Annotated in this window: 24 protein-coding genes, 1 tRNA gene and 1 pseudogene; 7 read left to right on the top strand and 19 right to left on the bottom strand. The window is 60.9% G+C overall.

The window, feature by feature from the left end:
- The first annotated feature begins 114 nt into the window (after nucleotides 1–114).
- A complete protein-coding gene (locus ACIPO9_RS10785) occupies nucleotides 115–528 on the top strand; it encodes a PaaI family thioesterase (RefSeq protein WP_400607593.1) in 414 nt (137 codons plus the stop codon).
- Here ACIPO9_RS10785 and ACIPO9_RS10780 read toward each other — a convergent pair whose 3' ends face one another.
- The 5 genes from ACIPO9_RS10780 to ACIPO9_RS10760 all read right to left on the bottom strand — a co-directional run bounded on the left by ACIPO9_RS10780 (nucleotide 529) and on the right by ACIPO9_RS10760 (nucleotide 6,163).
- The gene (locus ACIPO9_RS10780; protein WP_400780754.1) at nucleotides 529–2,979 is read right to left on the bottom strand and encodes a TonB-dependent siderophore receptor; all 2,451 of its coding nucleotides are present in this window, start codon (nucleotides 2,977–2,979) and stop codon (nucleotides 529–531) included.
- Nucleotides 2,980–3,083: 104 nt separating this feature from the next.
- Nucleotides 3,084–4,037, bottom strand: coding sequence for a FecR domain-containing protein (locus tag ACIPO9_RS10775; RefSeq protein WP_400780751.1), 954 nt, complete (start codon nucleotides 4,035–4,037; stop codon nucleotides 3,084–3,086).
- Nucleotides 4,034–4,570, bottom strand: a complete 537-nt coding sequence (locus ACIPO9_RS10770) for a sigma-70 family RNA polymerase sigma factor (RefSeq protein WP_400780749.1) — start codon at nucleotides 4,568–4,570, stop codon at nucleotides 4,034–4,036. Before ACIPO9_RS10770 ends, ACIPO9_RS10775 begins: the two co-directional genes overlap by 4 nt.
- Before the next feature lie 253 nt (nucleotides 4,571–4,823).
- Nucleotides 4,824–5,546: a dienelactone hydrolase family protein gene (locus tag ACIPO9_RS10765; RefSeq protein WP_400780746.1), complete on the bottom strand. Its 723-nt coding sequence runs from the start codon at nucleotides 5,544–5,546 to the stop codon at nucleotides 4,824–4,826.
- A 74-nt stretch (nucleotides 5,547–5,620) separates the two neighbouring features.
- A complete protein-coding gene (locus ACIPO9_RS10760) occupies nucleotides 5,621–6,163 on the bottom strand; it encodes a sterol desaturase family protein (RefSeq protein WP_400780743.1) in 543 nt (180 codons plus the stop codon).
- 235 nt (nucleotides 6,164–6,398) lie between these two features.
- Between ACIPO9_RS10760 and ppnN the strand changes: the two genes are divergently transcribed.
- The 3 genes from ppnN to ACIPO9_RS10745 all read left to right on the top strand — a co-directional run bounded on the left by ppnN (nucleotide 6,399) and on the right by ACIPO9_RS10745 (nucleotide 9,091).
- Nucleotides 6,399–7,772, top strand: coding sequence for a nucleotide 5'-monophosphate nucleosidase PpnN (ppnN, locus tag ACIPO9_RS10755; RefSeq protein ID WP_274133968.1), 1,374 nt, complete (start codon nucleotides 6,399–6,401; stop codon nucleotides 7,770–7,772).
- Nucleotides 7,773–7,901: 129 nt separating this feature from the next.
- On the top strand, nucleotides 7,902–8,483 hold the full coding sequence (locus tag ACIPO9_RS10750) for a GNAT family N-acetyltransferase (protein WP_400607605.1): 582 nt from the start codon (nucleotides 7,902–7,904) through the stop codon (nucleotides 8,481–8,483).
- 161 nt (nucleotides 8,484–8,644) lie between these two features.
- Nucleotides 8,645–9,091 (top strand): CBS domain-containing protein, encoded by a 447-nt coding sequence (locus ACIPO9_RS10745; protein WP_274133970.1) that lies wholly within the window; start codon nucleotides 8,645–8,647, stop codon nucleotides 9,089–9,091.
- Nucleotides 9,092–9,264: 173 nt separating this feature from the next.
- On the opposite strand, the gene ACIPO9_RS10740 is transcribed toward ACIPO9_RS10745, so the two are convergent.
- On the bottom strand, nucleotides 9,265–9,960 hold the full coding sequence (locus ACIPO9_RS10740) for a hypothetical protein (protein ID WP_400607786.1): 696 nt from the start codon (nucleotides 9,958–9,960) through the stop codon (nucleotides 9,265–9,267).
- A 276-nt stretch (nucleotides 9,961–10,236) separates the two neighbouring features.
- Here ACIPO9_RS10740 and ACIPO9_RS10735 point away from each other — a divergent pair, with 276 nt between their 5' ends.
- From ACIPO9_RS10735 to ACIPO9_RS10725, 3 genes are all read left to right on the top strand, one after another.
- Nucleotides 10,237–11,394 carry a murein transglycosylase A gene (locus ACIPO9_RS10735; protein WP_400781064.1) on the top strand — a complete coding sequence of 386 codons (1,158 nt, stop codon included), beginning with the start codon at nucleotides 10,237–10,239 and terminating at the stop codon, nucleotides 11,392–11,394.
- A gap of 21 nt (nucleotides 11,395–11,415) precedes the next feature.
- Nucleotides 11,416–12,018, top strand: coding sequence for a GNAT family N-acetyltransferase (locus tag ACIPO9_RS10730; protein ID WP_274133990.1), 603 nt, complete (start codon nucleotides 11,416–11,418; stop codon nucleotides 12,016–12,018).
- 198 nt (nucleotides 12,019–12,216) lie between these two features.
- Nucleotides 12,217–12,723: a MarR family winged helix-turn-helix transcriptional regulator gene (locus ACIPO9_RS10725; RefSeq protein ID WP_400780742.1), complete on the top strand. Its 507-nt coding sequence runs from the start codon at nucleotides 12,217–12,219 to the stop codon at nucleotides 12,721–12,723.
- Here the strand turns inward: ACIPO9_RS10725 and ACIPO9_RS10720 are convergent.
- The 13 genes and pseudogenes from ACIPO9_RS10720 to thrS all read right to left on the bottom strand — a co-directional run bounded on the left by ACIPO9_RS10720 (nucleotide 12,720) and on the right by thrS (nucleotide 21,958).
- On the bottom strand, nucleotides 12,720–12,923 hold the full coding sequence (locus tag ACIPO9_RS10720; RefSeq protein WP_274133973.1) for a DUF2934 domain-containing protein: 204 nt from the start codon (nucleotides 12,921–12,923) through the stop codon (nucleotides 12,720–12,722). The two genes, ACIPO9_RS10725 and ACIPO9_RS10720, sit on opposite strands and share 4 nt — an antisense overlap.
- A gap of 204 nt (nucleotides 12,924–13,127) precedes the next feature.
- On the bottom strand, nucleotides 13,128–13,475 hold the full coding sequence (locus tag ACIPO9_RS10715; protein WP_274133974.1) for a glycine zipper domain-containing protein: 348 nt from the start codon (nucleotides 13,473–13,475) through the stop codon (nucleotides 13,128–13,130).
- A 120-nt stretch (nucleotides 13,476–13,595) separates the two neighbouring features.
- Nucleotides 13,596–14,015 carry an RDD family protein gene (locus tag ACIPO9_RS10710; protein ID WP_274133975.1) on the bottom strand — a complete coding sequence of 140 codons (420 nt, stop codon included), beginning with the start codon at nucleotides 14,013–14,015 and terminating at the stop codon, nucleotides 13,596–13,598.
- Between the two features lie 92 nt (nucleotides 14,016–14,107).
- Nucleotides 14,108–14,320 (bottom strand): hypothetical protein, encoded by a 213-nt coding sequence (locus ACIPO9_RS10705; protein WP_400780740.1) that lies wholly within the window; start codon nucleotides 14,318–14,320, stop codon nucleotides 14,108–14,110.
- Nucleotides 14,321–14,499: 179 nt separating this feature from the next.
- Nucleotides 14,500–14,576, bottom strand: a tRNA-Pro gene (locus ACIPO9_RS10700).
- A 90-nt stretch (nucleotides 14,577–14,666) separates the two neighbouring features.
- Nucleotides 14,667–15,023, bottom strand: coding sequence for a MerR family transcriptional regulator (locus ACIPO9_RS10695; protein WP_274132880.1), 357 nt, complete (start codon nucleotides 15,021–15,023; stop codon nucleotides 14,667–14,669).
- The gene (gene ihfA, locus ACIPO9_RS10690) at nucleotides 15,004–15,306 is read right to left on the bottom strand and encodes an integration host factor subunit alpha (protein ID WP_002553164.1); all 303 of its coding nucleotides are present in this window, start codon (nucleotides 15,304–15,306) and stop codon (nucleotides 15,004–15,006) included. Before ihfA ends, ACIPO9_RS10695 begins: the two co-directional genes overlap by 20 nt.
- A 3-nt stretch (nucleotides 15,307–15,309) precedes the next feature.
- Complete coding sequence (gene pheT / locus ACIPO9_RS10685; RefSeq protein WP_274132879.1) at nucleotides 15,310–17,691, bottom strand: phenylalanine--tRNA ligase subunit beta; 2,382 nt, start codon at nucleotides 17,689–17,691, stop codon at nucleotides 15,310–15,312.
- A 35-nt stretch (nucleotides 17,692–17,726) separates the two neighbouring features.
- A pseudogene (pheS, locus tag ACIPO9_RS10680) lies at nucleotides 17,727–18,742 on the bottom strand (phenylalanine--tRNA ligase subunit alpha).
- 102 nt (nucleotides 18,743–18,844) lie between these two features.
- On the bottom strand, nucleotides 18,845–19,201 hold the full coding sequence (rplT, locus tag ACIPO9_RS10675) for a 50S ribosomal protein L20 (RefSeq protein WP_081818697.1): 357 nt from the start codon (nucleotides 19,199–19,201) through the stop codon (nucleotides 18,845–18,847).
- A 28-nt stretch (nucleotides 19,202–19,229) separates the two neighbouring features.
- Nucleotides 19,230–19,424, bottom strand: a complete 195-nt coding sequence (gene rpmI, locus ACIPO9_RS10670) for a 50S ribosomal protein L35 (protein WP_274132877.1) — start codon at nucleotides 19,422–19,424, stop codon at nucleotides 19,230–19,232.
- Between the two features lie 60 nt (nucleotides 19,425–19,484).
- Entirely contained in the window at nucleotides 19,485–20,036 is a 552-nt protein-coding gene (gene infC / locus ACIPO9_RS10665; RefSeq protein ID WP_274132985.1) for a translation initiation factor IF-3, read from the bottom strand.
- The gene (gene thrS, locus ACIPO9_RS10660; protein WP_400607622.1) at nucleotides 20,036–21,958 is read right to left on the bottom strand and encodes a threonine--tRNA ligase; all 1,923 of its coding nucleotides are present in this window, start codon (nucleotides 21,956–21,958) and stop codon (nucleotides 20,036–20,038) included. The genes infC and thrS overlap by 1 nt, the downstream gene beginning before the upstream one ends.
- Between the last annotated feature and the right edge of the window lie 291 nt (nucleotides 21,959–22,249).

The raw sequence follows: 22,249 nt of genomic DNA, 5'->3' as shown, positions 1-22,249 counted from the left end.
GTAGCAGCCGGGCTTGCCCGCGGGGGCGGCTTCGAGTGGGCACAGATCTGCGGTTCGTTGACAACCGGCCCTGGCTCATCAACTCTTGCCCATCGGCACAGGCAGGAGCTTACGATGGCGAGCAAAGAAGAAATCGCGGCGTTCATCGCCCGGGAGTTTCCGCAGACGCGGATTGTGGTCGAGGCGGTCGGCGATCAGCGGGCGACCATTTCCCAAGTCGTCGAACACACCGACCTGCGCCCAGGCGGCACGGTGTCGGGGCCGACGCTCATGGCGGTGGCCGATGTGGCGCTGTACGTCGCGGTACTTGGCGTGATTGGCATTGTGCCGCTGACCGTGACCACCAGTCTCACAATCAACTTCCTGCGCAAACCCGAGGCCGGGCGGCGGATCATCGCCGAATGCCAACTGATGAAGGTCGGCAGGACCCTGGCCATCGGCGAAGTCTCGCTCTACTCCGAAGGCCTGCCGGACGCCGTGGCGCACGTGGTGGGTACCTACTCGATCCCACCACAACAGCGGCTCTGATCAGAACTTCCAGCGCGCATTGACCACCGCATTGCGCGGCTCGCCGTAGCTGCCGGAGTTGAACGTGCCCAGCCCGTCGTAATACTTCTTGTCGAACAGGTTGTTGACGTTCAGCCCAAGGCTCAGGTGCTCGTCCACTTTATAGTTGGCCAGCAGCCCCACCACACCATAGGGACGCTGATGGGCCTTGGTGTTGAAGTCCTCGTTGACCGCGTAGATATCGCTCTGCCAGGTCATGTTGCCGCCCACGGTCAGCTTGTTCAGCTCGCCCGGCAAGCGGTAGGTGGTCCCCAGCTTGAACAGGTTCATCGGCTGGTTGGTCTCGACCCGGTTGTCGTCCTTGTCGTGGGATTCGCGGTAGGTGTAGCCGCCGAGGATGTTCCAGCCCGGCAGGATTTCACCCGAGATTTCCGTCTCGATACCGCGCGTGGTGGTGCCGCTGATCGCCCGGTAGATTTCCTGCGGGCCGCTGTCGTCCACCAGTTGCGGGGTGTTTTTCTGTTTGACTTCAAACAGCGCCACGCTGGCATTGAGCGCGCCATCGAGGAACTCGCCCTTCAGGCCGATCTCGTAGTTGTCACCTTCAAGCGGCTCCAGCGACGTGCCGCCCGCCGTCTTGTAGAACGTCTGCGGCAGGAAGATGCTGGTGTAGCTGGCGTACACCGAGTACGTCTCGTCGAGGTCGTAGATCACCCCGGCATAGGGCGTCACCACGCCGGTCTTCTTGGTGCGGTCGCGGCCAGTTGCTTCGCCGGTCAGATCGTCGCTGGTGTCGTCACGCTCGTTCCACGAACTGACCCGCGTGCCGAGGATGACCGACAGCGAATCCGTAGGCTTCAAGCGCAACGCACCGTAGACGCCGTTCTGGCTCAGGCGGCTGAGGTTTTCTTCGGTCTTGCCCAGGTGCAGCTTGCCGCCGGGGTTGCCGTCGTACTGGTAGATATTGTCGACCGAAGGCGTGGCACGCTCGTAAGTCGGGAAGTTGAGGTGGGTGTAGGCGACGTTGGCGCCGAACACCAACTCGTGCTCGCGGCCGCCCAACTGGAACGGCCCGGTAACGTAAAGGTCGGCGTTGTCCTGGGTCTGGTAGCTGTCCAGGCGGTTGACGAACATCGACACCCCGGTGCCGGTCTCGAACTCCGGAGCGCCTGCGCTGGCCGAGCCGACCACCCCGTGACGGTAGGCGTACTGATGGCTGTAAGCGGCCTTCAGGGTCCAGTCGTTGGCCAGTTTGTGCTCAAGCACGGTGCTGAAGTTGTAGTGGCTGTTGTCCAGGTAACTCCACTTGGCGCCAGGGTTGAACGAGCGAGAGAAATGGGTCGCTGTGCCATTGCTGTTGAACAGCGGGATGTGGCCGAAGCTGACCCCGTCCGAATCGTTGTTCTGATAGTCCAGGCTGAAGCGCAGCAAAGTGTCCTCGCTCAGGTCCACGTCCACCGCGCCGTACATCACGCGTTTTTCCGTGCTGTACCAGTCGATGAAGGATCGCGAGGTTTCATAGGCGCTGACCAGCCGCCCACGAATGTTGCCGCTCTCGGTCAAGGGGCCGGACACATCGGCCTCGGCGCGGTACTTGTCCCACGCCCCCGCCTCGCCGTACACATACCCCTGGAAATCATCGGTGGGGCGTTTGCGCACCAGGTTCAGCGTGGCCGATGGCGTACCCGCGCCGCTGAGCAGGCCGGTGGCGCCGCGCACGACTTCCACGCGGTCATAGATCGCCATGTCAGCCAGGGTGCTGGTGAACTGCTGGGATTCGTTGACCGTCTGCGAAGGAATGCCGTCGTACTCGAAGTTCTGGATCTGGAAACCGCGTGAATAAAAGGTGTAGCGATCACTGTCGCGGTGGTTGCTGGACAGGCCCGGGGTAAACTTGACCACATCGTCCAGCGAGGCCAGGTGATGGTCGGTCATGACCTGACGCGGGATCACGGTGACCGACTGCGGCGTCTCGCGCAGGGACAGGCCCATCTTGGTCGCGGTGCTGGTCTGGCGCGGCGTGTAGGTGCCGCTGTATTCGGTGGTTTCATCGATCCCGGTGCCCACCACGCTGGTGGCACCCAGTTGCAGGGCCGAGGATTTTTCTGCGCGGTACAGCACGTAGACACCCTGGGCGCCGGGGGCTGCAATCAGGTCCGAACCTGCCAGCAGCGTGGCGAATCCCTGTTCGACGCTGTAGCTGCCATTGAGCCCCGCGCTCTGCTTGCCATCGGTCAGGCCCGCCTGGAATGACAGCACGATGCCCGCCTCATTGGCGAAACGCCCCAACACCGCACCCAGCGGGCCCGGTGCGATGGCATAGCTTTTCTGCACGCTGGCCGCCTGCGCGTAGGCACCGCCCAACAAGACCGGTTCCAGCCAGGCAAGCGAAGCCCCGAGTACAGCGAGTTTCAGTGTGTTCTGGGGCTTGAATGCACGAAGGTTTGCAGCCGGTTTGTTCGGGTTACGCATGCTCTCTCCTGAGGCCCGCTTGGCGGGCGTTGTAAGGGGTTCTCACAAGGAGTCGCGCGAGCTTGCGCAAATCGACAATGCGAATGCGAAACAGAATCAAATAATTATGCGAGGGCGCTTTTCGCGGTCAGACGGACCCACCAATCGGTGCGCCGCTCGACCTTCACCGGCAAGGAACGGGCGATGGCCGACAAGGCCAGGTCGATGTCATCCAGCGGATAGGAGCCGGAAACCCGCAAGTGGGCGACCTCGGGCGCGCAGCCCAGGTAGCCGCTGCGGTAGCGCTGCAACTCGCCGATCAGACGGTCCAGGCGCCAGCCATCGACGACCAGCCGGCCGTTGATCCAGGCGTCGGCAGAGGGACCCAGCGGGTACTGGTCGAACAGCGCTTGGGTATTAAAACTGACGGCCTGACCGCTGGGGATGACGACGTTCTCACCGGCCTGCGGGCGAACCGCGACGGCGTGCTCGAACACCCCCAATTGAGTGAATCCATCCTGCTGCCTGACGCTGAAACGGGTGCCCAGCGCCTGCATCGCGCCTTGTACGCTGCGCACGATAAAGGGTCGCGGGTCCTTGGCGGTGGCGATGAAAATCTCCCCGGCGCGGAGTACGATAAGGCGGGTCTGCGCGGTGTAGGCAATGTCCACGGCGCTGGCGGTGTTGAGCACCAGCGTGGTGCCGTCATCGAGAGTGTGGGTCAAGCGCTCGCCGGTGCCGGTGCGCAGATCGGCCAGCAACACCGGTGCCTGACGATACCCCGCCCAACCCAGCGCGCCTACGCCGACACCCAGCACCAGGCCTTTGAGCAACCCACGCCGCCCGGCCACTGCAACGCCACGCCCTGCCCGCTCCAGCACCTGATAACCCAGCGCGCCCTTGGCATTGCCCAGTTGCGTCTGCAACAGCCCGACTCGCTGCCAGGCCCATTGATGCAGCGGGTTTTCGTCGTGCCAGGCCTGCCACTGGCGCTGCACCAGCGCGTCGCCCGGCGCCGCGCCCAACCGGGCGAACCAGTGGGCGGCCAGGCTCAATGCCTGGTGTTCGGGAGAACTCACTGGCCGTGCTCCAGCGCGAACAGCAGGCAATGCTCGGTGGCGCGAGCGATGTACTTGGTAATCGAGCTGACCGACACGCCCATCTGCGCCGCGATCTCCTTGTATCCGAGTCCTTGCAATTGCGAGAGCAGGAACGCTTCCTTCACCCGGCTGCCGAGGCCGCTGAGCATGGCGTCCAGCGCGTGCAGGGTTTCCAGCAGGATCAGCCGGTCTTCGGGGGATATCACAAAACGTTCAGGCTGTTCGGCCAGCACCTGCAGATAGGCCTGCTCCACCGAAGTGCGCCGGAAGCTGTCGACCATCACTCGCTTGGCGATGGTCACCAGAAAATGCCGGGGCTCGATCAGCTCGCTGGCCACCGGCGCCTTGCGCTCAGCCACGAGCACCCGCATGAAGGTGTCCTGGGCCATGTCCGCCGCCTGATGGGAACATCCCAGACGGCCACGCAGCCAGTTCACCAGCCAGCCGTGATGCGCACCATAAAGCGCAGCGACGCCCTGCTGGTCGTTGGAAGAAGAGAGAGGGACAGACATGATGAGCGTTGCGGCCAAATGATAATGGTTCGCAATATATTTCAATCCGATACATTCGGCAACGAAAGGAGCGCGCCCCTTTCGCGTTTTCCTGCAGGAGCGTGGCTTGTCCCGCGATCGGCTGCGCAGCAGTCGTAAAGTCAGCGAACTCGGTGTGTCTGACACTCCGAGTAATGCGGATTTGCTGCCGGTTCCCGGCAGATCGCGGGACAAGCCACGCTCCTACAGGATTATCTGCGCTCGGAAATTGTGCTTAGCCCCAGAGCGTACGGCCAAAGAACGTCAGCGCCCTGTCCCACGCCAGTTGCGCCCAGATCGGGTCGTACTGGGTGCCGGGAATGCGTCCGGTGCCGACGGCGGTCTCGTTGGCGAAGGCGTGGTGCGCCAGGTAGCGATGGAATTCGATGTCCACCCCTCCCTCACTGAGCTTCTCTTCGAGCTTGTCGACGTTTTCCGCGGGGAAGAATTCGTCCTGGGTCGCCCAGTGCGCCTGAACGGGCACCTTGATCGCCTTGGGATCGAGGTATTCCAGCGGCGGCATGCCGTAGAACACCACGCCTGCCGTCAGTTCGGGAATGAAATTCAACGCGAGCAAGGTCAAGGCGCCGCCCATGCAGAAACCGGTGACGCCGACGTTCTGGGTGTGGCCCTTGAGGTACTGCACGGCACCGCGAATGTCCTGGGTGGCCGCGTCAGCGAAGTCGAGTTTGCTCATCAGGTGATGGGCTTCTTCTTCCTCGACGGTCATCTCGCCGCGATACAAGTCCGGCACCAGGGCCAGGTAGCCCGAAGCCGCCAGGCGATCGGCCACGCCGCGGATCTGGTCGTTGAGCCCCCACCATTCCTGAATCACCACGATGGCGGGTGCGCCTTCAGGTTTCGCGGGGCTGGCCAGGTAGCCGCTGACGCTTTTGCCGTCCGGGCGCTGGTAGGTGATGGTCTTGCTGGATGCTGCAGATGCAGTGGCTGTATTCACGAGGCTCTCCCGATTGACATGAAATGCCTTGAACGCTGGCCGACAAACCCGTCAGCCAGCCCGAGCACACTGTTCTACGGGACTTGATCGAGACTGGAAAGAGGCGATGCGTTGCCAAGGTCGATTCGCGCCCCGGGAACGGCTTCGGACGAGCGCGGGCGTTTCATTTCCCGCAGCTGCTTTTGCAGGGTCGCCACCGGTGGCGCGTACAGGAAACCGAACGACACACTGTTGCGCCGGCCCTTGACCGCGTGGTGCATCAGGTGCGCCTGATACAGCCTGCGCAGGTAACGGTTGCGTGGTCGGGGCCGCAGCGGCCAGTGGCGATGGACCATGCCGTCGTGCACCAGAATGTAGATCAGCCCGAAGGCCGCCACGCCCGCGCCCACCCACTGCAACGGGTCATGGCCGCTGTTGCCGAGCACGATCAGCCCGACTGCCACCAGCCCCAGTACCAACAGGTAGATGTCATTGGTTTCGAAGGCGCCCAGTTGTTCTTCATGGTGTGAGCGATGCAGGAACCAGCCCACGCCATGCATGACGTACTTGTGCGCAAGAAAGCCGACACCCTCCATGGCGATGAGGGTGGCCAGGAATATCGAGAAATTGAAAATCATGAGGTAGGAAACATCGTATCGAGGTTGCCGCAGGCGTCCGGACGTCGAGGTGCAGCATACCGGGGCGGGCCGGAAAATCAAAAATCCGCTGACCGAACGGGGTTTTCACTCACAACGTTTGCTTTCCTGACCGAGCAATGTAAAAAATGGCTGCAAGGGTGAGCGCAAACTCGCTCACTGTTCCAATGCCTGCCACCGACACCGGATGACCGGCATCGCTTTCAAGGAATTCAGAATGGCTCCAAGAAACGTAATCAACGCTCAAGTCAGCCCCAAAGGTAGCCTGGAGACTCTGTCGCAACGTGAAGTCCAGCAGCTCAGCGCCGCAGGCTCTGGCAGCATCTACAACCTCTTCCGCCAGTGCGCCCTGGCTATCCTCAACACCGGCGCCCATGTCGATAACGCAAAAACCATTCTCGAAGCCTACAAGGACTTCGAAGTGCGTATTCACCAGCAGGACCGCGGCGTGCGCCTTGAACTGCTGAACGCCCCGGCCGACGCCTTCGTCGACGGCGAAATGATCGCCAGCACCCGGGAAATGCTCTTCAGCGCCCTGCGCGACATCGTCTACACCGAGAGCGAGCTGGACAGCCAGCGCATCGACCTGAGCAATTCCCAGGGCATCACCGACTACGTTTTCCACCTGCTGCGCAACGCCCGCACCCTGCGCGCCGGCGTCGAGCCGAAGATGGTCGTGTGCTGGGGTGGCCACTCGATCAACACCGACGAGTACAAATACACCAAGAAAGTCGGCCACGAACTGGGCCTGCGCAAACTGGACATCTGCACCGGCTGCGGCCCGGGCGTGATGAAAGGCCCGATGAAGGGCGCAACCATTGCCCACGCCAAGCAGCGCATCCATGGCGGCCGTTACCTGGGGCTGACCGAACCCGGCATCATCGCCGCCGAAGCGCCGAACCCCATCGTCAACGAACTGGTGATCCTGCCGGACATCGAGAAGCGTCTCGAAGCCTTCGTGCGGGTCGGCCACGGCATCATCATTTTCCCGGGCGGTGCCGGTACCGCTGAAGAGTTCCTCTACCTGCTGGGCATTCTGATGCACCCGGACAACGCCGGCCTGCCGTTCCCGGTAATCCTGACCGGCCCGCGCAGCGCCGCCAGCTACCTGGAGCAGTTGCATGCGTTCGTCAGCGCCACCCTGGGCGAGGAAGCGCACAAGCATTACCAGATCATCATCGACGATCCGGCCGAAGTCGCCCGGCAGATGACCGAAGGCCTGGCCGCCGTGCGCCAGTTCCGCCGCGAACGTGCCGATGCGTTTCACTTCAACTGGCTGCTCAAGATCGAGGAAAGCTTCCAGCGGCCATTCGACCCGACCCACGCCAACATGGCCAGCCTGCAACTGAGCCGCAGCTTGCCGCCCCACGAACTGGCGGCCAACCTGCGCCGGGCGTTCTCCGGCATCGTCGCCGGCAACGTCAAGGACAAGGGCATCCGCCTGATCGAGGAGCACGGTCCGTACGAGATCCACGGCGACGCCGAGGTCATGCAGCCGCTGGACCGCCTGCTGCAGTCGTTCGTCGAGCAGCACCGGATGAAGTTGCCGGGTGGCGCGGCGTACGTGCCGTGTTATCGAGTGGTTTCCTGAGACACATCTCCCTGTAGGAGCGCGCTTGCCCGCGACGGGTCCACCGGCCACCTTCACGGTGTCTGACCCGACGCGTCGCGGGCAAGCGCGCTCCTACAACTACCTTTGCCCTGATGAAGCCGCTTGCCCATGATCCACATCCGCCCCATGACGCCCGAAGACTTCGAACGCTTCTGGCCCACCTTCCAGGCCGTTATCAAGGCGCAGGAAACCTACGCCTACGATCCCGACCTGACCTACGAGCAAGCCCTGCACCTGTGGCTTGAATATCCTCTGCACACCCTGATCGCCGAAGACGACGGCGTGCTGCTGGGCAGCTATTACCTCAAGGCCAACGCCGCAGGCCCCGGCAGCCACGTCAGCAACTGCGGCTACATGGTCACCCAAGAGGCCCGTGGCCGCGGCGTGGCCCGGCAGATGTGCGAGCACTCCCAGCAATTGGCCCTGGACAGCGGTTTCAGCGCCATGCAATTCAACTCGGTGGTCGCGACCAACGAAGTCGCGGTGGCGCTGTGGCACAAGCTGGGTTTCGAAACCGTCGGCCGCCTGCCCCGCGCCTATCGCCATGCCCGCCTCGGACTGGTGGATTGCCTGGTGATGTTCAAATGGCTGGCCGACATGCCGCCATCACGCAAGGCCAAGAGCCCCTTGTTGATCGGGCGCAAGAACATCGAATCGGTGGTGTCTCGCCCTCGTCGTCCCCGCCCTTGAAACGCCGGCCACGGGGTAAAGTGTGACAAACAGCGCCAACTGACGTTTTTCGCACAATACGTGCCGCATCCAAACTTGCCGGAATGCCTTCTCTCAACGATTCTTTAGGGACGGCCCGACTCCCGGGGCCGTGTTCACCTATAAGCGCCGGAGAGGCCAGCATGACGACCGTAGCCGAACTACTGAAGTTGAAAGACAAGCACCACGGTGAAGTTCATACCGTCAGACCGGACCAGATGGTGATCGACGCGATCAAATTGATGGCCGAAATGAACATTGGTGCCGTACCGGTGGTACAGGGCGGCAAGGTGGTGGGGATCGTCAGCGAGCGCGACTACGCCCGCAAGATGGAACTGGCCGGACGCGCCTCGGTAGGCACGCCCATCAGTGAAATCATGACCCACGAGGTGAAGACGGTGGGTCCTCAGCACAAGATCGACCAGTGCATGAACATCATGACCGACGGTCGCCTGCGGCACTTGCCGGTGGTCGAAGACGGGCGACTGGTGGGCCTGCTGTCCATCGGCGACCTGGTCAAGGCAGCCATCGCCGAACAGGCCAGGTTGATTCAGAAGATGGAAGAATATATTCGGGGCGATTCTTACTAGCAGTTGTCTGTGTAGCAGTCCGGCTCGCCGGCGTCGGCGTCCTTGAAATCGCCCCGCGGGCAAGCCCGGCTGCTACGGGCCTGAGGCGCATGCTGAATGTGCGGCCACCCGCCGCCCCTTAGCAGCACGGCTTGCCGGCGGGGACGATAGTCGAAGCGACCCATACCCAAGCCTCACTGCACGGGCAAAAAATTCAGAAACAACAGGCTCTGCGCATAATTGAGCCCGATCCTGCGATAACGCTCATCGAGCATCTGCGCCAGCAAATCCAGCCGCGCCACGATCTTGCCGAACTCGGTGGCAAAACTCAGGTTGGTGCCCTCCTCCGAAATCTCGTTGGAAAACAGCATCAGCTCGCCATTGGCATTCTGCCGCTGACCCAAGAGCCAGGTGGCCTTCTCGATGTTGCGCGCTGCGTTGCTGACAAAGGTCGGATTGATCTGATCGGTCATGAAAAACTCGGTCCGCCCGCCATGGGCGGTGACCAGCATGCTGCCGATCGCGTAGATGAACGCGCCGACCCGATCCCCGAGAAACTCAGGACTCAGGGCGTAGCTCAAGGCCGCCAGATCGCGGCGATTACCCAACTGCGCCAGCGGTGTACGCTGCTCGATGGCATTGCGCACATTGCGTTCAGCCGAGCGCGCATCGACAAAGCCTGATTTGCGCCACTCCGCCGGGTTGCGCAGATACAGCTTGTTCATCAAAAGATACAAACTTTCCAGGTTGTCGTGCATAGCCAGGGTCGCCATGCGATCGACGCTGGTCTGGAAGAATTCCTGGGGTTTGGTTTCGCTGAACTGGGTGGCCACGTCGCGACCGTCCTGGCGCGTGCAGCCCACGGCGCAGAGCGCCGCAAGGCACAGCATCGACAAGGCGCGGCCGCGTCGGCGCACTCGAATAAGGGAAGAATCAGAGGCCATCAATCACAGGTTTCAACAATCTGGACGCCCCGCGGCTCGCGGCGTCCCGGCCATGGATAGAGCGACAAACCGGGAAAAAGTGCGATATCGGGGTAAATTGGCCTTACATCGGCCCGCGCCCGCCCACCCACAGGCCTGGGAAAATGCTTCGCCGATTTGACGTCGCCCTCGCCTTTCACCAAGCTAGCCGCCTTCACTTGTTTTCAGGAAACACCCCGCGTGATGACCCCAAGCCTGCACTGGCGCCGCTTTCTGTTTTGCCTCGCCCCGCTGATCGCCCTGCTCGCCGCCTGTGACGGCGGTGCACCCAAGACCAAACCGTCCGAAGCCACCACCTACGTGAGCGTCGAGTGGGACAAACTGCCTGCCGTGAGCGATCAGGACCTGATGGCCGGGTACAACAGCTGGTTCTCGGCCTGCAAGCGTCTGGCCAAAGATCCGGTATGGGGCAGCACCTGCGCCATGGCGGCACAGGTGCCGGCCACCCCTGCGGCGGTGCGCGATTTCCTCAAGAACCAGTTGCAGGTCTACAGCCTGCGCTCGTCAGAGCATGGCGCCAACGGCCTGATTACCGGCTACTACGAGCCTATCTACAAAGGCAGCGAGCAGCACAATGATGCGCACCCGGTAGCGATCTACGGTGTACCGGATGACCTGATCATCGTCAATCTGGACAGCATCTACCCGGAACTCAAGGGCAAACGCCTGCGTGGCCGTCTGGATGGACGCATCCTGCGTCCGTATGACGACGCCGCAACCATTGGCGAAAAAGGGGTGAATGCACCGGTCCTTGCCTGGCTGGAAAACCCCATCGACCTGCAATTCCTGCAGATCCAGGGATCGGGCCGGGTGCAACTGGAGAACGGCCGCCAACTGCGTATCGCCTACGCCGACCAGAACGGACACCCCTACAAACCGGTGGGTCGCTGGCTGGTGGAGCAAGGCCAGTTGACCAAGGACGAAGTGTCCATGGGTCGCATCCGTGACTGGGCCATCGCCCATCCTGAGCGCGTCCATGAATTACTGGGCAGCAACCCCAGCTACGTGTTCTTCACCCTGCGCCCGGACAGCAACGAAGGGCCCCGCGGCTCGCTGAACGTGCCACTGACGGCTGGCTACAGCGTGGCCATCGACCGCAAGGTGATTCCGCTGGGCAGCCTGCTGTGGCTGTCTTCGACCCGCCCCGACGGCACGCCCCTGGTGCGCCCGGTCGCGGCTCAGGACACCGGCGGCGCCATCGCCGGTGAAGTGCGCGCCGACATGTTCTGGGGCACGGGCGATGCGGCCGGCGAACTGGCTGGGAACATGAAGCAACAAGGCCAGATCTGGATGCTGTGGCCCAAGGGCGCCGCGCTGCCAGACGCCAAACCCAAGGGATAATCACGCGTGAGTAGTCAGGTGATGGAAAGCGAACAGGTCATTTTGAGCGGTCAGGCGGTCGAGTTGCGCCCGTTGCAGGCTTCACACGCCGCTGAGCTGGTACAGGCGGCAAGCGACGGAGAGCTGTGGAACATGAAGGTCACGGTCATTCCAGGCCCCGAGACGGTGGATGGCTACATCGCCACGGCACTGGCCGGACGCGAGGCGGGCACGGTCATGCCGTTCGTCATCGTGCGCAAGGACACCGGCCAGGTCGTGGGCAGCACCCGCTTCTGGAAGATCGACCGCAAGAATCGCAAGCTGGAAATCGGCCACACCTGGCTTGGCCAATCGGTGCAGCGCTCGGGGTTGAACACCGAGATGAAGGCCCTGCTGCTCGAATATGCCTTTGAAACGATGCAATGCGTGCGCGTGCAGTTCACCACCGACGAACTCAACGACAAATCCCGCGCCGCCATCCTGCGCATCGGTGCCAGACAGGAAGGCATCGTGCGGCACGAACGCATCATGCCCGACGGCCGCAAGCGCAACTCGGTGCGTTTCAGCATCATTGATGACGAATGGCCGGAAGTGAAAACCATGCTGGCCGCGAAGATGGCGTCCCGCCTCACGCCCATCCCGTAGCAGCACGGCTTGCCGGCGGGGGCGTCCTCAAGATCACCCGCGGGCAAGCCCGGCTGCTACGGTTTGTCGGCGTTCGCAAGTTTTTGCAGGAGCGCCCTTGTCCAAGACGGCAAAGGCCCATACCTGACCAAAAAACCTTGTCGACACCCCACGTGCAGGCATAATCGCGCCTATCCAGGCCTTTGCGAGTAACCAGCTTTGAAAAGCGCGACACCCTGTTCAGATTTCGCCCCGCTGCCCAGCAGCTGCGCCAACGGTTCGGTACGTCGCGCGTCGCGCCGCCTTGGACAGATCTATGACGAAGCCTTCGTGGAGTGCGGCCTCAAGGCCACGCAATACTCGCTGCTGTCGCAGATCGCCCGCTACGGCCAGCCCAAGATGCGCGAGCTGGCACAGGCTCTGGTCATGGACCTCTCGGCCCTGGGCCACACGCTCAAGCCGCTGGTGCGCGACGGACTGGTGGACTTGCAGGTAGACGGCAATGACCGGCGCTGTCGGCGGGTGATGCTCACCCCTGCCGGCCAACGGAAATATGAACAGGCGCGCAAAGTCTCCGAGCGCGTCTCGCACATCTTCGATCAGACCTTCGGCGTCGAGGAAACCATCAAGCTGCGCGAGGCGATGGACTTCATCGCCTCGGAAGGCTTCGCCCGCACGCTGCTCGAACAATTGCAGACCATCGAGGCCCCAGTACCCACCCCTTAGTGCGGGCCCGGCTTGTCCTTGGGCGAGGGAAACAGCGTATCGACCCTCTGCCCCTTGCCTGCGCGCACCGGGGCCATCGCGGCGGACTCGGCCAGCTTTGTCGCCATCTCCCAATGCCGGGCTTCCTGCCCCTGAGGCTGGCCCTCGGTTTCCCAGATCAATTGCGCGAGTTGACGGACCGCGTCTTCGTCGACATTCATCCCGCCCCCCCTTTCAAGTCTCGGCAAACGCATCCCCGGCACCCGTTCGGCACCGCCCCCGTTATTGGTCACGACTGCAGGTTCCGCGTAGGGCCACCGACGATGACGGTGCACAATCGGCAGCCACGACCGGGCGGGCACGAACAACCCACCCGCAAGCCTGCGCATCGTGACAATACCCCTGCGGCTCACGTTGAATCCCCTTCAGCGTGAGCGGCGAGCGAGCAGCAGACTGACTACCATGCCCACGCCCGCCGCCGCTCCCACCGCAGCCCAGGGATTTGCCCTGACGAACCGTTGCGCGTCATTCAATACCCTGGTGATTGGAGGCTGGTGCACAAACGGCGGCTCGGGTGATTCCCCGTACCCCCTGCGGCTCTCCAGGAACTCAACCAGCCGGGCACGCGCCTGGGCCGTCCTGTCTTCATGCAACGCATCGCCTGCGGCCAGCAATGCGTTGGTTTCATTCAGAAAAGTATTCAGCTGCGACCGGGTCTTCTGATAAAGATCGTCGTTCAGCGTTTGGGCAACGTCATTGAGCATCTGAGTCATGGCATCACACCAGGTTAAGGCTGTGGAAACTGGTTGACCAAAGCTTCACCGGATTTGTTCCATGAGCTGGATCACAGGATGCAGCAAACTGATATGACACTGCTTCCCCGCGGCCTGGCGTTAGCGCGAACGAATCACGATCGTCGATGCCAGCATGTCGCCGAGGCGCTTGCGCGAGCCGAAGAAGATGAAGATCCAGTCCAGGATGCTCAGAAAGGGCGTGGTGATATTGCGCACGAACGACTGGTAGATATTGCAGTTCAGATAGCTGCGCTCGTCGATGACCGACATGCCCAGCAGCTTCTTGCCCACGCTCTGCCCGTTGGGCAAGGCGTCGGAAAGCAGGTAGTAGCCCGCTGCAGATCCCAGTGCCAGTACCGCAACCACTGTCGGCGGCAAGTGAATGAACTCCGCGACTTTCGCCACCACGATAAACAGCAGATACGTCACCAGTGTGTCGATCATCTGCCCTCCCCACCGGCGCCCTACGCCTGCCAGATTGTTGGGTTTCTGGTAAGGAGTGGTGTTCTGGTCTTCCATGAGTGCTGCTCGCTGTAAATATTGGAAACACTTTATCGGCCACACAGCGCCGATGTTTAGCCCCAATCAAAGGCAAGCGAGAAGCTTACAGATCAGACCATGGACGAGGGAGACGCCACCGCATCGGCCGCCACCTCGATGGCGATGACCGCATGTGCCACGTCGTCCGAGTCATAAAGGATGTCATTGAGCATCGACTCGATGGCGGTTTCACGAAGAGCGTCCAGATCCATGCCCTGCTCCTGAGCCGCCACCAGGACTGCCTTGAGTGCCATGCGTAGGGGTTTTTCTTTGTTATCGCTCATGGTCTTGTCCGGTTTTCCAAGGGTGTTGGATGGCGGGTGCACGGCATAAAGCGCCCTCATTCATGGGAGACGCGATAAGCGTAGGCTACATACGGCCTGGAAGCCTGGCGGTGGGAAAATTTTATCGCGCCCATGAAAAAGCCCAACCTGAAAAGATTGGGCTAAGTCATTGAATAATATGGTCGGGACGGAGTGATTCGAACACTCGACCCCTAGCACCCCATGCTAGTGCGCTACCGGACTGCGCTACGCCCCGACTAGGCGTGTATCTGATTTCGCTTCTTGTGAAAGCGTCGAGGAATATACCCTAAGCTTTTGAAAGATGGAAGTATTTGATGACGCGGCGCTATTTGCGCAGGACCACCAGAACATCTTCCAGCTCGACAATCATCTGTCGGATCAGCTGCTTGTATTGCAGGGAATCGTCCTTGACCTCATCGCTGGAGAGGCGCAGGCGCGCCCCGCCGATGGTGAAGCCCTGATCGTAAAGCAGCGCGCGGATCTGCCGGATCATCAGCACGTCCTGGCGCTGATAATACCGGCGATTCCCGCGGCGCTTGACCGGGTTGAGCTGAGGAAATTCCTGTTCCCAATAACGCAGAACGTGCGGTTTGACCGCGCAGAGCTCGCTGACTTCACCAATGGTGAAGTAGCGTTTGCCGGGAATAGGCGGTAGCTCGTCGTTATGACTTGGTTCCAGCATAAGCCTCAACTCGGGCCTTCAATTTCTGCCCTGGGCGAAAGGTGACCACACGGCGAGCTGTAATCGGAATTTCTTCCCCTGTCTTGGGATTTCGACCCGGTCGCTGGCGTTTATCTCGCAGGTCAAAATTACCGAATCCGGACAATTTGACCTGCTCGTTATCTTCCAGAGCGTGCCTGATTTCCTCAAAGAACAGCTCAACCAGTTCCTTGGCTTCTCGTTTATTCAGGCCTAGCTCTTCGTACAGACGTTCGGCCATCTCAGCTTTCGTCAGAGCCCCCATACGCTACTTCCTTAACGTGGCGTTTAACCTTTCCTCAAGCGAGGTGAGAATTTGCTGCGTCGAAGCGTTTACCTCATCGTCAGTAAGAGTGCGCGATGGATGTTGCCAGGTCAAGCCAACTGCAAGGCTTTTTCTATGCGGATCAATGCCTTTACCCTGATAAACATCAAATAGCCTGAGGTCTGTCAGCCATTGCCCTGCATTTTCACGGATTACGTCCATTACCGCAGTGGCCGCAACCTCGCGATCAGCCAGCAACGCCAGGTCCCGACGCACTTCCGGGAAGCGCGACAGTTCGTGGAATTTCGGCAGACGGCCCTCGACCACATCGGCCAGAACCAGCTCGAACACGAACACCGGACGATCCAGACCCAGGGTCTTGGCCAGTTCCGGGTGGATCGCGCCGAGGTAGCCGACTTCACGGCCATCACGCTCGATACGGGCGGTCTGGCCTGGGTGCAAGGCTGGATGTTTGCCCGGTACGAAACGGAAATCATCCAGTGCGCCACTGAAGCCCAGCACGGCTTCCACGTCAGCCTTGACGTCGAAGAAGTCCACGCCATCACGACCCTGCGCCCAGCCTTCCGGCAGGCGACTGCCGCAGATCACACCTGCCAGCATAGGCTCTTGTTTCAAACCTTCCAGTTGGCCGACGAAACGCAGGCCACTTTCGAACAGGCGCACGCGGTCCTGCTGGCGATTGAGGTTGTGTTGCAACGCCTTGACCAGGCCCGGCCACAGCGACGAGCGCATGGCGGCCATGTCAGCGGAGATCGGGTTGGCCAGCAGCAGCGGCTCGACGCCCGGGCTGAACAGCTCGAACCATTTCTGATCGATGAAGCTGTAGGTAATCGCTTCCTGGTAGCCGCGCGCAACCAGCAGGCGGCGCAGTGCAGGCAGGTCGCCCCTTGATTCGGAGCGTGCTTGCGGAGCCAGGCGGGCCTGAGGGTAACGAACCGGCAGACGGTTGTAGCCGTACAGGCGGGCCAGCTCTTCGATCAGGTCCACTTCCAGGGAAATGTCGAAGCGGTGGCTTGGCACTTCTACGCGCCACTCGCCCGCCGCCTGCGAAGACACCTCCAGGCCAAGACCGCTGAGCAGGCGCTCGACTTCGGCAGCTTCCATCTTCATGCCCAGCATTTGCTCGATACGCTCGGCACGCAGGGTGACCGGAGCAATCGACGGCAGGTGCTGCTCGCTGACGGTTTCAATGACCGGACCGGCTTCGCCGCCAGTGATTTCCAGCAGCAGGCCAGTGGCGCGCTCCATGGCTTCACGGGCCAGTTGCCAGTCCACGCCACGCTCGTAGCGGTGCGAGGCATCGGTGTGCAGGCCGTAGGAACGTGCCTTGCCCGCGACCGCGATCTGGTCGAAGAAAGCGCTTTCCAGGAAAATGTCGCGAGTGGTCGCGGTGTTCACGCCGCTGTGCTCGCCGCCCATGACGCCGGCGATGGCCAGTGCACGTTGATGGTCGGCAATGACCAGGGTGTCGGCACGCAGGCTGACTTCCTGACCGTCCAGCAATACCAGCTTCTCGCCCTCTTCGGCCATGCGCACGCGAATGCCGCCGTTGATTTCGGCGAGATCGAAGGCGTGCAGAGGCTGACCCAGTTCAAGCATCACGTAGTTGGTGATGTCGACGGCGGCATCGATGCTGCGCACTTCGGAACGACGCAGACGCTCGACCATCCACAGCGGGGTCGGACGCGACAGGTCGACGTTACGGATGACGCGACCCAGATAACGCGGGCAGGCAGCCGGCGCGAGCACTTCCACCGAACGCACTTCATCGTGGACGGCTGGCACTGCAGCCACCTGCGGGCGGGTGACCGCGGCGTCGTACAGGGCGCCGACTTCGCGGGCCAGGCCCGCCACGGACAGGCAGTCGCCACGGTTCGGGGTCAGGTCGACCTCGATGCTGACGTCGTCCAGTTCCAGCCAGGCACGGAAATCCTGACCGACTGGCGCATCGGCAGGCAGTTCCATCAGGCCGTCATTGCCCTCGCCCACCTGCAACTCGGCCTGGGAGCAGAGCATGCCGTTGGACTCGACGCCACGCAGCTTGGCTTTCTTGATCTTGAAGTCGCCGGGCAATTCGGCACCGATCATGGCGAACGGAATCTTCAGGCCAGGGCGCACGTTTGGCGCGCCACACACCACCTGGAAGGTTTCCGAACCGTTGCTGACCTGGCACACGCGCAGTTTGTCGGCGTCCGGGTGCTGCTCGGTGCTCAACACTTCGCCGACCACGACGCCGGTGAATGCACCGGCTGCCGGGGTCACGCTATCGACCTCGAGGCCGGCCATCGACAGACGAGCAACCAGCTCGTCGCGGGAAACTTGCGGGCTGACCCAGCCGCGCAACCATTGTTCGCTGAATTTCATTCTGTTCTCCTGATTATTCGTGACGTGCGTGAGGCCTAGCGGAATTGCGCCAGGAACCTCAGGTCGTTGTCGAAGAACAGGCGCAAGTCATTGACGCCGTAACGCAGCATGGCCAGGCGTTCTGCCCCCATGCCGAAAGCAAAGCCCTGGAACTCTTCGGGGTCGATCCCCGACATGCGCAGCACGTTCGGGTGCACCATGCCGCAGCCCATGACTTCCAGCCAGCCGGTCTGCTTGCAGACGCGGCAGCCCTTGCCACTGCACATCACGCATTCCATGTCGACTTCAGCCGATGGCTCGGTGAACGGGAAATACGAAGGACGGAAACGCACTGCCAGTTCTTTCTCGAAGAACACGCGCAGGAACTCCTCGATGGTGCCTTTCAGGTCGGCGAAATTGATATCGCGGTCGACCAGCAGGCCTTCGACCTGGTGGAACATCGGGGAGTGAGTGATATCGGAGTCGCTGCGATACACACGGCCTGGGCAGACGATGCGGATCGGCGGCTTGTTCGCTTCCATGGTGCGGACCTGTACCGGCGAGGTATGGGTGCGCAGCAACATGTTGGCGTTGAAATAGAGGTGTCGTGCATCGACCGGGCCGGGTGATGGCCTGGGATGTTGAGCGCCTCGAAGTTGTGATAGTCGTCTTCGACCTCCGGGCCTTCGGCGATGCCGTAGCCGATGTGGGTGAAGAACTGTTCGATACGTTCCAGAGTCCGGGTGACAGGGTGCAGACCGCCAGTGGTCTGTCCGCGGCCAGGCAGGGTCACGTCAATCGACTCGGCGGCGAGTTTGGCGGCAAGATCCGCTTCCTCGAACGACGCCTTGCGCGCATTGAGAACCTCTGTGACACGCTCCTTGGCAACGTTGATCAGGGCGCCGACCTGCGGACGCTCTTCAGCCGGCAGATTGCCCAGGGTCTTCATCACCTGAGTCAGTTCGCCTTTCTTGCCGAGGTAGTGGACCCGGATTTGCTCCAGGGCATTGATATCTTCGGCGCTTTGCACAGCCTCAAGTGCTTGAGAGACCAGCGCGTCCAGGTTTTCCATGTACAGACTCCAGATACGAAATAGGGGAAGAGCTTACAAGGCTCTTCCCCTATCTATGACGTTTAACACCGGGCCCCGAAGGGCTCGGTGATTGCCGGGGACTTAGGCCAGAGTGGCTTTAGCTTTCTCGACAATCGCAGCAAACGCCGCTTTTTCGTTCACTGCCAGATCAGCCAGAACCTTACGGTCGATTTCGATCGACGCTTTTTTCAGGCCAGCGATCAGACGGCTGTAAGACAGGCCGTTGATGCGAGCACCAGCGTTGATACGAGCGATCCACAGAGCGCGGAACTGACGTTTTTTCTGACGACGGTCGCGGTAGGCGTATTGGCCTGCCTTGATTACCGCTTGCTTGGCAACACGGAATACGCGTGAACGCGCGCCGTAGTAGCCTTTAGCAAGTTTCAGAATTTTTTTGTGACGCTTACGGGCAATGACGCCACGCTTTACACGAGCCATGAGTAACTTCCTCTATCTTTGATCAAAATTAACGAAGGCGCAGCATGCGCTCGACTTTTGCCACGTCGGACGGATGCAGCAGGCTGCTTCCGCGCAGATGACGCTTACGCTTGGTCGACATTTTGGTCAGGATGTGGCTCTTGAAAGCGTGCTTGTGCTTGATGCCATTCGCGGTTTTCAGAAACCGCTTAGCTGCACCACTTTTGGTCTTCATCTTTGGCATGTTCGGATACTCCGCATTCAGTTGATAAACATAACCGCAAGGCCTGCCGTGCCCTGGGGGTTATTTCTTTCTTTTCGGGGCGATGACCATGATCAGCTGGCGTCCTTCCATCTTAGGATGCTGTTCGACCGAACCGTATTCAAGCAGGTCACCTTCAACCCGCTTCAACAGTTCCATCCCCAGCTCCTGGTGGGCCATCTCACGACCGCGAAATCTCAAGGAAATCTTGGCCCTGTCCCCGTCACTCAGGAAACGTACCAGGTTGCGTAGTTTTACCTGGTAATCCCCTTCCTCCGTCCCTGGACGAAACTTGATTTCTTTAATCTGAATCTGCTTCTGGTTCTTCTTCGCTTCGTTGGCCTGCTTCTTCTTCTCGAAGAGGTGCTTGCCGTAGTCCATCACCTTACACACAGGTGGCTGGGCGTCTGCGGAGATTTCCACCAGATCCAACTTCGCTTCTTCAGCTATACGAAGCGCTTCATCAATCGAGACGATGCCAATCTGCTCGCCGTCTGCGCCAATTAACCGAACCTCGCGTGCCGAGATATTCTCGTTGATCGGGGCTTTCGGTGCAGCTCGTTTATCTTGTCTCATTTCACGCTTAATAATAATTACTCCGAATCTTGGCGACCACGCCGGGAAACCGCTTGTGCAAGGAACTCCGAGAACTGGGCGACCGGCATCGAGCCGAGGTCTGCGCCTTCACGGGTACGCACAGCGACAGTTTGCGTTTCGACTTCCCGGTCTCCGATGACGAGGAGATAGGGAACCTTGAGCAACGTATGCTCGCGGATTTTAAAGCCGATCTTTTCATTTCTCAAGTCGGACTTGGCACGAAACCCGCTTTGAGCCAGTGTTTTTTCCACCTCAAGGGCAAAATCTGCCTGTTTATCAGTGATATTCATGATCACTGCCTGAGTTGGAGCCAGCCACGCAGGGAATGCACCTTCGTAGTGCTCGATCAGAATTCCGATGAAACGCTCGAAGGAACCGAGAATCGCACGGTGCAACATGACCGGATGCTTGCGACCGTTGTCTTCCGAAACGAATTCGGCGCCCAAACGGATAGGCAGGTTGAAATCGAGCTGCAATGTACCGCATTGCCACACGCGACCCAAGCAATCCTTGAGGGAAAATTCGATTTTCGGACCGTAGAACGCACCTTCGCCCGGTTGCAGGTCGTAAGGCAGGCCTGCGCTGTCCAGTGCGGCCGCCAGTGCGGACTCGGCGCGATCCCACAGGTCATCGGAGCCGACGCGCTTCTCGGGACGGGTCGAGAGCTTCATCTCGATGTCCTTGAAGCCGAAATCGGCGTAGACGTCCATGGTCAGTTTGATGAACGCGGCGGACTCGGCCTGCATCTGCTCTTCGGTGCAGAAGATGTGCGCGTCGTCCTGGGTGAAGGCACGCACACGCATGATGCCGTGCAGTGCACCCGATGGCTCGTTGCGGTGGCAGGCACCGAACTCGGCCAGACGCATCGGCAGCTCGCGGTAGCTCTTCAGGCCCTGGTTGAACACCTGCACGTGGCAAGGGCAGTTCATCGGCTTGATGGCGTAGTCGCGGCTTTCCGACTCGGTGGTGAACATGTTTTCGGCGTAGTTGGCCCAGTGTCCGGATTTCTCCCACAGGGAGCGATCGACCACCTGCGGAGTCTTGATCTCCAGGTAGCCGTTCTCGCGCTGGGTCTTGCGCATGTACTGTTCGAGTACCTGGTACAGGGTCCAGCCGTTCGGATGCCAGAACACCATGCCCGGCGCTTCTTCCTGGGTGTGGAACAGGCCCAGGCGCTTGCCGATCTTGCGGTGATCGCGCTTTTCGGCTTCTTCGATACGCTGGATGTAGGCCGCCAGTTGCTTCTTGTCAGCCCAGGCAGTGCCGTAGACACGCTGCAGCTGTTCGTTCTTCGCATCGCCGCGCCAGTAGGCGCCGGACAGCTTGGTCAGCTTGAACGACTTGAGGAAACGGGTGTTCGGCACGTGCGGACCGCGGCACATGTCGACGTATTCTTCGTGGTAGTAGAGGCCCATGGCCTTTTCGTTCGGCATGTCCTCGACCAGGCGCAGCTTGTAGTCTTCGCCACGGGCCTTGAACACTTCGATCACTTCGGCGCGCGGAGTGACCTTCTTGATGACGTCGTAATCCTTTTCGATCAGCTGCTGCATCCGCTGCTCGATCGCTGCCAGGTCATCCGGGGTGAACGGGCGCTCGTAGGCGATATCGTAATAGAAGCCGTCATCGATCACCGGGCCGATGACCATTTTCGCCGTCGGGTACAGCTGCTTGACCGCGTGACCCACAAGGTGCGCGCAGGAGTGACGAATGATCTCGACGCCTTCCTGGTCCTTCGGGGTGATGATTTGCAGACTCGCGTCGGCGTCAATGATGTCGCTGGCGTCAACCAGTTGGCCGTTGACCTTGCCGGCAACGGTGGCCTTGGCCAGGCCTGCACCAATGGATGCGGCGACCTCGGCTACGGAAACCGGGTGATCGAAAGAACGTTGACTGCCGTCGGGAAGAGTAATAGTTGGCATGGCGCCTCCTCTCCTAGTGGTGACCCCTACCAAAGGTCACGTGGGTTGGGATAGAGCCAGTACGCGATTCGGTGGTGTACCTGCCTCACAGTGGCAGGAGCCCAAAGGCCAACCGTTTGACCGAACCAGAGTGACTGGATGTACGAAATCGGCAGGCATTGCAACGGGCAACCCCTGACCCGCGAGGCGCAAAAGCGCTGCAGGACGCGCATCCTAGCACAGCGCAGCGGCTCTGCGGTGGGTATGCGAGCGCCATGAACCAATAAACTTTTCGGTAAATACCGTAGGAAA

Source organism: Pseudomonas sp. NPDC090203, from assembly GCF_044746765.1.
Classification (GTDB): Bacteria; Pseudomonadota; Gammaproteobacteria; order Pseudomonadales; family Pseudomonadaceae; genus Aquipseudomonas; species Aquipseudomonas putida_AD.
The sequence above is the reverse complement of the archived record's forward strand: the minus strand, read 5'-3'. Positions and strand labels throughout refer to the sequence as shown.

Excerpts from the sequence above, each read along its gene's own strand:
- ACIPO9_RS10780 (WP_400780754.1), bottom strand. The coding sequence starts at position 2,979 with ATGCGTAACCCGAACAAACCGGCTGCAAACCTTCGTGCATTCAAGCCC.
- ACIPO9_RS10735 (WP_400781064.1), top strand. The coding sequence starts at position 10,237 with ATGACCCCAAGCCTGCACTGGCGCCGCTTTCTGTTTTGCCTCGCCCCG.
- rplT (WP_081818697.1), bottom strand. The coding sequence starts at position 19,201 with ATGGCTCGTGTAAAGCGTGGCGTCATTGCCCGTAAGCGTCACAAAAAA.
- ACIPO9_RS10785 (WP_400607593.1), top strand. The coding sequence starts at position 115 with ATGGCGAGCAAAGAAGAAATCGCGGCGTTCATCGCCCGGGAGTTTCCG.
- ACIPO9_RS10770 (WP_400780749.1), bottom strand. The coding sequence starts at position 4,570 with ATGTCTGTCCCTCTCTCTTCTTCCAACGACCAGCAGGGCGTCGCTGCG.
- ACIPO9_RS10760 (WP_400780743.1), bottom strand. The coding sequence starts at position 6,163 with ATGATTTTCAATTTCTCGATATTCCTGGCCACCCTCATCGCCATGGAG.
- ACIPO9_RS10695 (WP_274132880.1), bottom strand. The coding sequence starts at position 15,023 with ATGCTGGAACCAAGTCATAACGACGAGCTACCGCCTATTCCCGGCAAA.
- ACIPO9_RS10730 (WP_274133990.1), top strand. The coding sequence starts at position 11,416 with ATGGAAAGCGAACAGGTCATTTTGAGCGGTCAGGCGGTCGAGTTGCGC.
- ACIPO9_RS10720 (WP_274133973.1), bottom strand. The coding sequence starts at position 12,923 with ATGAATGTCGACGAAGACGCGGTCCGTCAACTCGCGCAATTGATCTGG.
- ppnN (WP_274133968.1), top strand. The coding sequence starts at position 6,399 with ATGGCTCCAAGAAACGTAATCAACGCTCAAGTCAGCCCCAAAGGTAGC.
- ACIPO9_RS10740 (WP_400607786.1), bottom strand. The coding sequence starts at position 9,960 with ATGCTGTGCCTTGCGGCGCTCTGCGCCGTGGGCTGCACGCGCCAGGAC.
- ihfA (WP_002553164.1), bottom strand. The coding sequence starts at position 15,306 with ATGGGGGCTCTGACGAAAGCTGAGATGGCCGAACGTCTGTACGAAGAG.
- thrS (WP_400607622.1), bottom strand. The coding sequence starts at position 21,958 with ATGCCAACTATTACTCTTCCCGACGGCAGTCAACGTTCTTTCGATCAC.
- pheT (WP_274132879.1), bottom strand. The coding sequence starts at position 17,691 with ATGAAATTCAGCGAACAATGGTTGCGCGGCTGGGTCAGCCCGCAAGTT.
- ACIPO9_RS10745 (WP_274133970.1), top strand. The coding sequence starts at position 8,645 with ATGACGACCGTAGCCGAACTACTGAAGTTGAAAGACAAGCACCACGGT.
- ACIPO9_RS10750 (WP_400607605.1), top strand. The coding sequence starts at position 7,902 with ATGATCCACATCCGCCCCATGACGCCCGAAGACTTCGAACGCTTCTGG.
- ACIPO9_RS10705 (WP_400780740.1), bottom strand. The coding sequence starts at position 14,320 with ATGAGCGATAACAAAGAAAAACCCCTACGCATGGCACTCAAGGCAGTC.
- rpmI (WP_274132877.1), bottom strand. The coding sequence starts at position 19,424 with ATGCCAAAGATGAAGACCAAAAGTGGTGCAGCTAAGCGGTTTCTGAAA.
- ACIPO9_RS10715 (WP_274133974.1), bottom strand. The coding sequence starts at position 13,475 with ATGACTCAGATGCTCAATGACGTTGCCCAAACGCTGAACGACGATCTT.
- ACIPO9_RS10710 (WP_274133975.1), bottom strand. The coding sequence starts at position 14,015 with ATGGAAGACCAGAACACCACTCCTTACCAGAAACCCAACAATCTGGCA.